Origin of the sequence: Acinetobacter higginsii (assembly GCF_000369845.1) — a bacterium.
Lineage (GTDB): Bacteria > Pseudomonadota > Gammaproteobacteria > Pseudomonadales > Moraxellaceae > Acinetobacter > Acinetobacter higginsii.
Genome location: NZ_KB850215.1, coordinates 514,348 through 527,689, shown reverse-complemented (window position 1 = coordinate 527,689; position 13,342 = coordinate 514,348). Strand labels below are relative to the sequence as shown.

The following is a 13,342-nucleotide window of genomic DNA, read 5'->3' as shown; positions in this document are numbered from 1 at the left end:
CGTATTTTCATGATATAGTGAAAATACGACAATAGATGCGTATTTTCAGGCAATTCTCATGTTATGAAAAAATCAGCACAACGGATTCAAGATTTTCAGCCAATCCCGACCTACAATGAAATTCCTGCGCCATTATGGCTACAGATTCGGGATGCACCTGCAGAGACGTTTTACCCGAAACACGCGCATGCTTGGGGAGAATTTATCTATGCTTTTGACGGTGTTTTAGAGGTCAATATTGAGCAAATTCATTATTTAACTCCACCACCTTATGGGATTTGGCTGCCGCCACATTTACAACACAGCGGCATCAATCGTAACGAGGTCACGCATTGCACCTTGTACGTGCATGAATCACTCTGCCTAAACATGCCTCAACAAGCAGGTATCTTATTGTCAGCACCCTTGGTTTCTGCACTGCTCGAACATATCCGCAAACATCCCTTTTCTGAACAAGATCCAGAATATTTACGCTTACTTCAAGTTTTGCTCGATTCACTAACTCATGCGGAGTTGGTTGGTAGTTATTTACCTACAACACAACATCCCGCGCTGGCTAAAATATTGACCCATTTACATGAGTTTCCTGCGGATAACAGTACCTTGCAGCAGCTGGCACAAATGATCAATATGACCGAACGTACCCTTGCCCGCTATAGTCAAAAAGAATTGGGGATGTCGTTACATGAATGGCGGCAACGTTTAAAAGTGATGAAAGCGATGTCGATGTTAAATCAGGGTAAAACCATTGAAAACATTGCCTTGGACTTAGGTTATGCCAGCTCATCGGCTTTTATTTATATGTTTAAACGTTGGATGCATTTCACCCCAGATCAATTTCGTAAACTGTATCAAGGGCGCTAAACCTTTCGTTTGCTCACCCAACTAAATGAACAACTAAAAAGAAAATCACTTTTTTCAGGCATAAAAAATGGCGCTGATATCAATCACAGCGCCACCCTTTTATTTCATTGCAACTTAGGCTTTGACAAAGGTATCCCAGTCATACTCTCCAGACTGAGTAATCAATTTCATGGTCAATTGATCATTGGCACGTAATGCGCCAACACCAGCAGGTGTACCCGTCATAATGACATCACCAACTTCCAGACTAAACGATTTGTTAATCTCAACAAGTAGAGTCCCAATATCAAAGATCATATCTTTGGTAAAACCGTGCTGACGGTCTACACCATTGATATTCAAAATCAGCTCTAGCTCTTGCAAGTCACCAATTTCGTCTGCTTCAATCCAGTCCGCCAAAATACAGGCACCATCAAAGGCTTTAGCACGTTCCCAAGGCTCGCCTTTGGATTTTAAATCACCCTGCAAATCGCGTAGGGTCAAATCCAGACCTAAAGTGATTGCACCAATGGCTTCCAAGGCTTTGGCTGGATCGGTTTCTTGCGATAAAGGATGTGCGATTTGCAAGCAAATTTCGCATTCATAGTGACACTCACCCAGTTCTTGATTCCAGCTTACACCTTGCGTCAAAGAACCAAGACTGCTGGGTGGTTTGATAAAAAGCAAGGCACGCTCAGGAATGGCATTACCTAATTCCTTGGCATGTTCGGCATAATTTCGACCCACACACACAATTTTTGAAGGACGTGTACTCATGAAAACTCCTTGTTCTTTCAACCGTCGATAAACTTACTTCTTGAAACTATTTTCAAATTTTGTTTGCTCTGCTGAATCGCTAAATGCGCGTTTAGGTACGATTACCACAGTGTGGCTTTTCAGCTCTAACATATAAGTCAACTTGCCAACCGCAAATGATTGGACTTCGGCATATTGTGCACTTTGTTTTTTGCCTGCAGCATACAGTTCAAAGTGATCTTGATAAAGGTCAATCCCCTGTTCACTTTTACCAAACTGATAGCGTACAAATTGGCGCTTAAACAACATTGGCAACAACCAATAGCGCATAACGGCTTGCATCACCAGAAAAAAAGCGCCCAGTGCAACGTAATAACGTCCAACACCAGAAAAACCTAAATAGATTCCCCACAAAATAATCGCAATACTGATCACTGGGGTTAAAAAGCGGCTAAAGGTTTTTTTGCCAAAAGTGACCAAAGCAAAACCATCTTGTGATTCTTCTAAATTCAAATAATAGCGCACCGATACACTTGGACGTTGTTCAGACATTTTTAGATTTCTAACATTTGAAAAAAAACTGACCTATTAGAACATAAATGATTTAATGGGAAATCACATTTATCGCGATTTAATACAAAATTTAAATGTGATGTTTTTTCTCTTTTGGGTGCGCCCTTTTATATCAATTTAATTTTATAGATGAATTTAACAGTATGAAAATGATGAAGATGCAACAACAGTTCAAATCGTTACTGTTTATTTTAGGTCTTTTGATCACACTCAGTGCCTGTAGCCAACAATCCTTTCTCGAAAAGATTGTACCGCCACAAGAAAAGGCTTTTGCTGAAGATATGTTTAATCAACTCAGCAACAAAAACTATGCAGCCGTTGAGAAATATCTCAGCCCAGAACTCCAAGATGAATCAACCCATAGCACCTTGATTCAAATGGCAGGCTTATTTCCAGATGAACCCGTTAAAAATATCAAGTTAATTGCAGCCAACAAAAGCTTATTTAAAGATATTGTCACTTATCAATTAAGCTTTGAATATGAATTTGCGGATCATTGGCTGATAAATAAAATCGTACTCAGTAAACAGGCAGATCAAATCCGTATTATTGGCATTCATGTTGAACCGATTGACCATTCTGTCCAAGCCATGCATGGCTTTACATTTGCAGGAAAAAGCCTACTGCATTATGTCGTGTTTATCCTTGCCATTACGATTCCGCTGTTTTGTATATATGCCTTTATCCTATGCATAAGAACCCCCATGCAAAAACGGAAATGGGTGTGGTTAATTTTTATTTGCTTTGGCTTTATGCAATTTTCACTGAATTGGACCGATGGCAGTTACGCTTTTCAAATGCTGAGCTTCCTCATCTTAGGTGCGGGTTACTTCCAGCAAACGGTCTATAGTCCAATTATCTTGCAAATTGCATTGCCACTGGGTGCCATCTTGTTTGTTTATCGCCGTAAAAGCTTAATGGCTGAACAATAAACTTTTCCTAGCCCCGCTCCAGACATCCACTTGAGCGGGTTTTACACAATACGACTATTTTTCATGCATAAAAAAAATTATTAATAAGCAATATTGATCGCTCAAGTCAGGAGATCAAGTCATTGGATGAAATCACGGATAAAAATCAAAGGAATGTGATGTCTTATTTAAATCGTTTAATCTTGCCCTGTATTTTATTGGGGCTTACACAAACATGTTTTGCACAAATCCTACCATGGACAGACAATATCCCGAGTGCCCTACAACCTTTTCAAAATAATCCACAACTGTTGGCCAATTATACCCAAAACAATATTTTTATTTACGGGCATCCCGCAACTAAAACAGCCGTACCCACACTGAAAAGCAATCCTCAACCCAATGTCAGTTTTAACTCGGCCGCGATCATTGTTCCCGTCAATGCACAACAAGTGGCCAAAACACTGACCGATTTCAACCACTATGTCGGATTATTCCCAACGCTCAAATCGGCGAAGACATTAGAGCAATCAGGTAATACGGTACAAATGAAATATCGGGTCTCGATTCCGACCCCAATTCCCGTACTTAACTTTAATGAAGACGTCACCCTACAACATCAGATCAAACCCAATAGCATTGCCAGTTTGGTGATTGATGCACCGATTCCCTACGGTGTCGGTAAATTTGAATGGTTTGCACTGGACGAGAACCGCACCTTAATCACCTTGACTCAATGGGGCGATTTGAATCAACCCAAAGGATTTATTTTTAAGAAAATTCTCAATGCCATTCCTGAGGTCAAACTCGGAATTCCAAGTAGTAGTAATGCGTTTATTTTAGAATCCTTAAGAACCCGCTTTATTCAATCCGACCTTAAGCCACTCAATGCAGGACAAATGCCGAATCCGCAGTTGAATGCAGCACAACTGAATAAAATCACACAATTGATTCAATCTGCTCAGCAACCTGTCAGTATCCTGCATGCACCGACCAGTATGCTGTATACCCATGGCCGAGAATCCATGCGTTTTACCACCACCTATCAATTTTATAAACAACCGACTCAACCCTTACAAAAATGGCTGAGTCCATTGGCCTACCAAGAGTTATTTCCTCGGCAGATTAAAAAAGTAATTGCCTCTCCGATTCAAAATCAAGGGCAGGATGCAGATATTCAAGTCAATGTTGGCCTTGGAGTCATCAATATACCGTTCGCATTTAAATTACGTTTTAATTATCCGCAGACAGATGAAAATAATTTTTATGCCAATGGTGGTGACCTACGTTTTATTAAAGGAAAAATGCAGTTGAGTTCACTTAATCAAGGAACCTTATTGAGCATGACCAGCGCGATGAAAATCGATGAGAAGGCCCCATTCTTATTAAGAGCCATGCGCAGCCTGCCTTATCATGATGTACTTCCTGCTGTGGGTGGCAATGCCGTATTTGTACAAAAAATTAAAGCAAAAACTTAAGACACAAAAAAACCGCAATTAAGCGGTTTATTTATTCAAATTGGTGCGCTCAGAGAGATTCGAACTCCCGACCCCTTAGTTCGTAGCCAAGTGCTCTATCCAGCTGAGCTATGAGCGCATATTTGATGGGGGCATTATACGCACTTTTCCCCAAATGATAAGACCTTTTTCACAAGATCATGATCAACTGTCTATAGATTCAGCAGTGATTGGTCATTTCAGCATGCTTCAACCCACAACAACAGTGAGATAAGTGGTTCATATCAACTGCCAACTCTGTATAACCCTCAATCAGACACAAACATTTATTATTCGCTAAGTGAATGATTAAACTTTAAATAAACAATATTTAAGTCATTTTATATTTTTATCGATTATCAATTTTTGATAAAGAATTAAAAAAATCGCATTCCAAATTAGAACGATAAACCAGTGATCACTAGAAAATACATCTCTTTGTTTTATCGTATTTTTATAGCTGTTTAAAAATATGATACAAAGCACAATATTGACTTTAAATAGATAAGCAATAAATACTAATAAACACATTATGAGACAGGAGTCACATAATTATTAAGGCTTATTAAAAATAAAACTCCAATAATTATAGGTATATCGACATGTTATTTAAAAATATTTTATCACCAATTACGGGTATTCTTTCTCATTCGAGTAGTAATAGCCAAGCAGCAGTACCGACTGCTGTAAATACGGTATCAACCACAAACCATGTTGTGGTCGAGAGTACTAATGTCACCAACAACAATAATGGCTCAAATAATGGTTTATTCAGTGCAATAACAGGAAATGGCAATCAAAATTATGGTGTCGGTGTTGGCAATGGCCAAGATCTTAACGTCCCTCTTCCTTTCACTACGGCTTTTCATGCATTAGGAAACTCTTTTCCTTGGCTTGGAGGTTCGTCACCCATTAGCTCAATCAATACGGCCACAACAACGTCTTCGACTCACATCCAAGACAATGACAGCATCAACAATAGTAATACTGGTACTGCTGCAGGTAATGGTAGCAATGGCGGTTTATTAAGTGGTGTTGCCGCAGGCAATGGCGATCACAACTATGGTGTGGGTAATGGAAATGGAGATGACGCAAATCTCACCACACCAGTTACGGTACCTTTTGATGCTTTAGGTAACTCAATCGGTGCATTGGGTGATGGTACTGTTCACTCTATCAATAGCACACCAACCAGTTCAACTACCCTCATTCAAGATAATGACAGCACCAATAATAGCAACACAGGTACTGGAGCTGCGGGTAATGGCGATGCAGGTGGTCTACTCAATGGTGTTGCAGCCGGCAATGGAGAGCATAATTACGGAATTGGCAATGGTAACGGTAATGATGTCAGTATTACTGTGCCATGGACCACACCTGTTCAAGCGGCTGGTAATGCAATTATTGGTTTAGGCGGTGCTGATGTTAACACTATAAATACAGCAGCAACGACATCGACTACACAAATTCAAGACAACGACGCTGTTAACAATAGCAACAACGGCACTGCTGCAGCAGGCAATGGCAGTGGTGGTGGATGGCTCAATGGGATTGGTTCAGGAAATGGTGAACAAAACTATGGCATCGGTAATGGTAACGGTGATGATGCCAGTGTCACTATCCCTGTGACAGCCCCCTTCCAAGCCTTAGGCAACTCAGTTGTAGGCATCGGTGGTGGAGATGTAAACTCAATCAATACTGCTCCAACCTCGACCTCCAATGTCATTCAAGATAATGACAGCACCAATAATAGTAACAATGGAACAGGCGTTGGAGGTGCGGGTAATGGCCTCGGCGGCTTACTGAATGGTGTTAGCGCAGGAAATGACGAACACAATTACGGAATTGGCAATGGCAACGGTGATGACGCCAGTGCCACGGTTCCTTGGACAACGCCAGTACATGTACTCGGTAACTCAGTTGCGGGTTTAGGCGGTGGCGATGTTAACTCCACCAATACCGCACCAACAACAACGTCAAATATTATTCAGGATAACGATACAACCAACAACAGTAATAATGGCACAGGTCTAGGTGATGTTGGCAATGGTGTCGGTGGTTGGGGCAATGGCCCTGCTGCAGGTAATGGCGAACAAAACTACGGCATCGGAAATGGTAACGGCGATGATGTCGATGTTACTGTTCCATGGACCACACCATTCAATGTATTAGGCAATTCATTTGGTGGAGGAAGTGATAATTCATCTAGCAACTCTGCGCCAACCACAACACTCAATCATGTTCAAGACAATGATACAACCGACAATAGCAATAGCGGAACGACTACGACTGGCAGTTCAGGTAACGGTATCGGTGGTTTGCTCAATGGAGTGAGTGCGGGCAATGGCGAACATAACTATGGCATCGGCAATGGCAACGGTGATGATGCCGACTGGACCTCACCTATAGTTACCCCAATCAATGCGATGGGTAACAATGTCTCTTGGTTTGGCAGTAATGATCCAACCCATACAGGCAATACATCTGTGAATAACGGCTCAACCAATACGACCAATATCGTCGAAGACAATGACCATATCGACCATAGTAATCATGGTACTGGAGTAGGCGGTGTAGGCAATGGCATTGGTGGTCTACTCAGTGGTATTGGTTCTGGTAATGGTGAACAAAACTACGGTATTGGCAATGGCAACGGTGATGATGTCGGTATAACCACACCCATCACGATGCCAGTCAATAGCTTAGGAAATGAATTCAGCTTCTTGGGCGATGCCAATAACTCATCTCATAACAATGCTTCGACCACCACTACCAATATTGTGCGTGACAATGACAGTACGGACAATAGCAATAGCGGCACAGGTATAGGCGGCAGCTCAGGTAATGGCATTGGCGGTCTGCTCAATGGCGTAGGGTCAGGCAACGGCGAACATAATTACGGCATTGGTAATGGCAACGGTGATGATGTCGGTGTGGTGATGCCGATTACAACGCCACTCAGTGGTTTAGGTAACTCCTTCTCCGTATTTGGGGACTCAACCACAAGTTCAGTCAACAACTCATCAACCACAGCTGTCAATCATTATGAAGATAATGACAGTACGGACAATAGTAATAGTGGCACAGGTCTACTCGGTGGTTCTGCTGGTAATGGCGTGGGTGGCTGGGCTAATGGTCCTGCTGCAGGTAATGGTGATCACAGCTATGGTATTGGTAATGGCATCGGTAATGATTCCAGTGTGGTTGCACCGATTACAACCCCAATCAGTGGTTCAGGTAATGCCTTCTCAATTTTTGGGAATGCCACTTCAAATTCAGTCAATGATTCCTCAACCAAAACCACCAACATCTTCCAAGACAACGATAGTACCAATAATAGCAACAGCAGTACGGGCGTCGGCGGCACAACAGGTAATGGTGTCGGGGGTGGTTTATTAAATGGAGTCGCTGCAGGTAATGGTGAACACAATTATGGTATAGGCAATGGGATTGCGGATGATGCCAGTGTTGTTGCACCGATTACGACACCAATCAATGCATCCGGAAATGCCTTCTCCATCTTTGGCAACGCCACTTCAAATTCAGTCAACAATTCATCTACAACCACTTCAAACTATTTCCAAGACAATGACACCATCAACAACAGCAATACTGGTGCTAATGGAACGGGTTCAGGTAATGCGGCCGGTGGTGGGCTATTAAATGGTATAGCCGCAGGTAATGGCGAACACAATTACGGTATTGGTAATGGGGTTGCGGATGATGCCAGCGTGGTTATGCCAATCACGGTTCCTGTAAATGCATCAGGAAATGCCTTCTCTATCTTTGGCAATGCAACAGCAAACTCAACCAACAACTCATCCACCACAACCAATAACTTTGTTCAGGACAACGACTCCACTGACAATAGTAATAGCGGTGGCAATGGTACAGGTGGTGCTGGTGGAGGCCTCCTTGGTCTTGGCGGTTTACTCAATGGCGTAGGTGCCGGTAATGGTGAACACAATTATGGTATAGGCAATGGAATTGGTGACAATGCCAGCATAGTAGCGCCGATTGCAATTCCTATTAATTTATCTGGCAATGCAATTTCTTTATTTGGCAGCGCAACAGCAAACTCACACAATAATTCATCCACCACAACCAACAACTATGTTCAAGACAATGACACCACGAACAATGGCAATGGTACCGGCAATGGCTCTGGTGGCCTACTGGGTGGTATTGGTTCTGGTAATGGCGACCATAATTTCGGTATCGGCAATGGTAACGGCGACGATGCAAGCATCGTGACACCCATTACGATTCCAATTAACTTCTCAGGCAATGCCATCTCAGTGCTTGATTTAAGTGGTCTAAATGGTGAAGGTGAGTTCAATCCATTGAGCCCTGTGACCAATCTTATTCATATTGTGGCAGGTGATGGTGAAGGTGCAACAGGCTTATTAGGGACTGTGACAGGTATTGTTGCTGGCGTCACAGGAGGTGTTGGTGGTGAAGGTGGTCCTCTAGGCGCAATCACTGGCATCATCGGTGGTATTGGTGGCGGTGAAGGTGGCCCTCTTGGCGCGATCACAGGCATCATTGGTGGCATTACTGGCGGTGATCTAGGCAATAACCCTGTCACAGGTGTCATCCAAACAAGTATCGATGTGCTTCAAGGTGTTGAAAGCCTAAAAACAGATATTATCAACACAGGTATTACTACAGTAGGTGGTGCAATTAGCGGTGTACTTCCTGGCGTTCATCCAGTCACAGATCTCACCAATTTAGGTACCCTCACCTTTGAAACTTCGCGCGATACAGTAAACGGCACACTAGAAGCGATCTCTGATTTAGCGGGCGCGGATATCGGTGGTGCTGCGGGTTCTCTTACAGGTGTAGTTGGTACATTAATTACCAACGGTTCAACTGCTTCTGGTTTGGTTCAACATATTGCAGGTGATCTCACTGATGTGGGTGGCCTAATCGCTGGTGGTGAAGGCGGCCCTCTTGGCACGATCACTGGCATTACGGGAGGTATTAGTGGCGGCGGTGAAGGTGGTCCTTTAGGTTCAATCACAAACATCATTGGCAGCATTACGGGGGGTATTAGTGGAGATGGTATTCTTTCTGGTATTGCCCAACCGATCGACATGGTGATTGGTAGTGGTAGTTCAGCAATCAGTAATCTACAAGATAGTCTCGGCGATCTCGCGAGTGGTAATATTATGGAAGGTCTCAACAACCTTATCCATATTAACTATGACAATAGTGGTAGCAGTAACAGTCTAGATAGTCTGCTCACCATAATTACTGGCACACTTTCGACTTCTTCCGGCATTGCTGTCGGTGAACCAAATCCAAATGGGGGAAGCATTACCGATCTCATTTCAGTTTCTTCACCATTAACAAACCTAACCGATCACCTATTCGGTTCACTTCATCATTTTTAAAATATAGCAATACCAAGAAAAGTCACTGTAATCAGTGGCTTTTCTTTTGCAGCATAATAAAGTTCATCAGGCTAAGATGAGAATATTTCAAAAAGGCTACATTTGATTGGTAAGTTTTTTTAAATAACACGTCAATAACAGCATAAACAATACGATTTTATATTTATTATAATTTTAAAAAAATTAATTAAGAAAAAATTTAAAATATTGATCTTTATTGATTAAATAAAACCGAGAAACACTGGAAATATTTTTTTGCAAACGAGTAACAAATTTTAAAACTTTCTTTCCAGCATCTTCTTCACAAGACATAGATTGTACTCAAATAACACTTTAATTATATGATAAATAAAACTTATCTCACTATGATTAAAATCCCCTTACCCTTTCAAATAAAATACAAGTGTAAATTTAGTTAAAATTAACAACCAATAAATATATTAAAATTCAACATTTTAAATCCACATTTAACAATCATATTCTAGCCCGTTACAGATTGACAAAATAACTGCCACATATAACACTAAATATGATTAATGTGACTTTAATCACAAAAAAATCATAGCAATTTAATAATTACTCAAAACAACACAACTTTAAAAATATAGGTATCGTTATGCTTTTCAAAAGTCTTTTGTCACCCATTAAAAGTATTACTTCAAGCTTAGTTGATAGTAGTACATCTACATCACACGTTGGCGGTTCAATCCTTGCTCCTTTGTCCTTGTCTACAATTACAAATATCGTTTCAACAAATACCGTAACTCACACGGTAAGCAATCTTACAGGTGGAGCAGCCAACAATCCTATAAGTTCAATTACTAGCGTTCTGGGAAATGTAACAGGTAGTAGTAGCCCAATTTCTACAGTCACAAATATTTTAGGCGGTGTTACTGGCGGGGCAAGTGGTAATCCACTTGGTGCAGTAACAGGCATTCTTGGAGGAATTACAGGCGGAACCGAGGGTGGTCCGCTTGGTTCAGTCACAGGCATTATTGGTGGTATTACGGGTGGAACAAATGGTGGTCCACTTGGTGCAGTGACTGGAATCATTGGCGGTATTACCGGTGGAACTGAGGGCGGCCCACTTGGTACAGTCACAGGAATTATCGGAGGTATTACGGGTGGAACAAATGGTGGTCCACTTGGTGCAGTGACTGGAATCATTGGCGGTATTACCGGTGGAACTGAGGGCGGCCCACTTGGTGCAGTCACGGGAATCATTGGCGGTATCACGGGTGGAGCTGAAGGCGGTCCACTTGGTGCAGTGACTGGAATTATTGGTGGCATCACGGGTGGTGACCTAGCGAACAACCCAGTCACAGGTATTGTTCAAAGTGGTATTGATGTCCTTCAAGGGCTTGAGAGTTTAAAAACCGATATCATCAATACAGGAATTAATACTGTTGCTGGCACGGTCATTAATGCAGTGCATCAATCTGAACACCCAATTGGAGACCTAGCTCATTTAGGTACCCTCACCTTTGAAACTTCACGGGATACGGTAAACGGTACACTAGAAACCGTCTCCCACCTTGCTGGTGCAGATATTGGCGGGGCAATTGGTTCTGCAACAGGTGTCATTGGTACACTGGTGAATAATGGGTCTACTGCATCAGGTCTGGTTCAACATATTATAGGGGATGTAACCAACATTGGTAGCACAGGTCCATTAGGTTCTATCACAGGTATCATCGGTGGGATTACTGGTGGTATCGGCGGTGGTGAAGGCGGTCCTCTTGGCGCAATTACAGGTATCATCGGCGGCATTACTGGCGGTATCGGTGGTGGTGAAGGTGGTCCTCTTGGCTCAATCACTGGCATCATCGGTAGCATCACTGGCGGTATTGGCGGTGGTGAAGGTGGTCCATTAGGCGCAATTACTGGCATTATCGGTGGGATTACAGGTGGTGATCTTGGTAATAACCCTGTCACAGGTGTGATCCAAACAGGTATTGATGTCCTTCAAGGTGTTGAAAGCCTAAAAACAGATATTATCAACACTGGTATCTCTACGGTAGGTGGCGCAATTAGCGGTGTTCTTCCAGGCGTTCATCCAGTCACAGATCTCACCAATTTAGGTACCCTCACCTTTGAAACTTCACGGGATACAGTAAATGGCACATTAGAAGCAATTTCTGATTTAGCGGGTGCGGATATCGGTGGTGCTGCGGGTTCTCTCACAGGTGTTGTCGGCACATTGATTAATAACGGTTCAACTGCTTCTGGTCTGGTTCAGCATATTGCTGGTGACCTCACTGATGTTGGTGGCCTCATCGGTGGTGTGACTGGTGGAATCGGTGGCGGTGAAGGTGGTCCTCTTGGTGCAATCACAGGTATCATCGGCGGCATTACTGGCGGTATCGGCGGTGGTGAAGGCGGTCCTCTTGGTGCAATCACTGGCATCATTGGCGGCATTACTGGCGGTATCGGTGGTGGTGAAGGTGGCCCTCTTGGTGCGATCACTGGCATCATCGGCGGAATTACTGGCGGTGAAGGTGGCCCTCTTGGCGCGATCACTGGCATCATTGGCGGAATTACTGGCGGTGATCTTGGCAATAACCCTGTCACAGGTGTGATCCAAACAGGTATCGATGTGCTTCAAGGTGTTGAAAGCCTAAAAACAGATATTATCAACACAGGCATCTCTACGGTAGGTGGTGCAATTAGCGGTGTTCTTCCGGGTGTTCATCCAGTCACAGATCTCACCAATTTAGGCACCCTCACCTTTGAAACTTCGCGCGATACGGTAAACGGTACATTGGAAGCTATTTCTGATTTAGCAGGTGCGGATATTGGTGGTGCTGCGGGTTCTCTCACAGGTGTAGTTGGTACATTAATTAGCAACAGTTCAACTGCTTCTGGTCTGGTTCAGCATATTGCAGGCGATCTCACTGATGTTGGTGGCCTCATCGGCGGTGTGACTGGTGGTATCGGTGGTGGTGAAGGCGGTCCTTTAGGTGCAATCACAGGAATCATTGGCGGCATTACTGGCGGAATCGGTGGTGGTGAAGGTGGTCCTCTTGGTGCAATCACTGGCATTATCGGTGGCATCACTGGCGGTATTGGCGGTGGTGAAGGCGGTCCATTAGGTGCGATCACTGGCATTATCGGTGGGATTACTGGCGGTGATCTTGGCAACAACCCTGTCACAGGTGTAATCCAAACAGGCATCGATGTCCTTCAAGGCGTTGAAAGCCTAAAAACAGATATTATCAACACTGGTATCACTACAGTAGGTGGCGCAATTAGCGGTGTTCTTCCGGGTGTTCATCCTGTTACCGATCTAACTAATCTAGGTACCCTCACCTTTGAAACTTCTCGCGATACCGTTAACGGTACATTGGAAGCTATTTCTGATTTAGCA

7 protein-coding genes and 1 tRNA gene are annotated in these 13,342 nt (G+C 43.2%); 5 read left to right on the top strand and 3 right to left on the bottom strand.

Features of this window, described 5'->3' with window-relative positions; translation table 11 throughout:
• Window positions 1–63: 63 nt before the first annotated feature.
• Window positions 64–864 carry an AraC family transcriptional regulator gene (locus tag F885_RS07135; RefSeq protein WP_005318048.1) on the top strand — a complete coding sequence of 267 codons (801 nt, stop codon included), beginning with the start codon at window positions 64–66 and terminating at the stop codon, window positions 862–864.
• 114 nt (window positions 865–978) lie between these two features.
• On the opposite strand, the gene F885_RS07140 is transcribed toward F885_RS07135, so the two are convergent.
• Together F885_RS07140 and F885_RS07145 are read right to left on the bottom strand one after the other, a co-directional pair.
• Window positions 979–1,620 carry a fumarylacetoacetate hydrolase family protein gene (locus F885_RS07140; protein WP_005318046.1) on the bottom strand — a complete coding sequence of 214 codons (642 nt, stop codon included), beginning with the start codon at window positions 1,618–1,620 and terminating at the stop codon, window positions 979–981.
• A 33-nt stretch (window positions 1,621–1,653) separates the two neighbouring features.
• Window positions 1,654–2,151, bottom strand: coding sequence for a YcxB family protein (locus tag F885_RS07145; RefSeq protein ID WP_004804171.1), 498 nt, complete (start codon window positions 2,149–2,151; stop codon window positions 1,654–1,656).
• 164 nt (window positions 2,152–2,315) lie between these two features.
• Here F885_RS07145 and F885_RS07150 point away from each other — a divergent pair, with 164 nt between their 5' ends.
• Window positions 2,316–3,104 carry a hypothetical protein gene (locus tag F885_RS07150; protein ID WP_225761734.1) on the top strand — a complete coding sequence of 263 codons (789 nt, stop codon included), beginning with the start codon at window positions 2,316–2,318 and terminating at the stop codon, window positions 3,102–3,104.
• A 158-nt stretch (window positions 3,105–3,262) separates the two neighbouring features.
• Window positions 3,263–4,561 carry an SRPBCC family protein gene (locus F885_RS07155; RefSeq protein ID WP_005318041.1) on the top strand — a complete coding sequence of 433 codons (1,299 nt, stop codon included), beginning with the start codon at window positions 3,263–3,265 and terminating at the stop codon, window positions 4,559–4,561.
• Between the two features lie 41 nt (window positions 4,562–4,602).
• On the opposite strand, the gene F885_RS07160 is transcribed toward F885_RS07155, so the two are convergent.
• Window positions 4,603–4,679, bottom strand: a tRNA-Arg gene (locus tag F885_RS07160).
• A gap of 502 nt (window positions 4,680–5,181) precedes the next feature.
• On the opposite strand from F885_RS07160, the gene F885_RS07165 reads away from it, so the two are divergent.
• Window positions 5,182–9,975, top strand: coding sequence for a beta strand repeat-containing protein (locus F885_RS07165; RefSeq protein WP_005318039.1), 4,794 nt, complete (start codon window positions 5,182–5,184; stop codon window positions 9,973–9,975).
• Between the two features lie 616 nt (window positions 9,976–10,591).
• Window positions 10,592–13,342 (top strand): hypothetical protein (locus tag F885_RS21120; protein WP_005318035.1); only part of this gene is annotated, 2,751 nt, incomplete at its 3' end.

Coding starts and splice junctions, on each gene's coding strand:
- F885_RS07150 (WP_225761734.1), top strand. CDS start 2,316: ATGAAAATGATGAAGATGCAACAACAGTTCAAATCGTTACTGTTTATT.
- F885_RS07135 (WP_005318048.1), top strand. CDS start 64: ATGAAAAAATCAGCACAACGGATTCAAGATTTTCAGCCAATCCCGACC.
- F885_RS07140 (WP_005318046.1), bottom strand. CDS start 1,620: ATGAGTACACGTCCTTCAAAAATTGTGTGTGTGGGTCGAAATTATGCC.
- F885_RS07155 (WP_005318041.1), top strand. CDS start 3,263: ATGTCTTATTTAAATCGTTTAATCTTGCCCTGTATTTTATTGGGGCTT.
- F885_RS07165 (WP_005318039.1), top strand. CDS start 5,182: ATGTTATTTAAAAATATTTTATCACCAATTACGGGTATTCTTTCTCAT.
- F885_RS07145 (WP_004804171.1), bottom strand. CDS start 2,151: ATGTCTGAACAACGTCCAAGTGTATCGGTGCGCTATTATTTGAATTTA.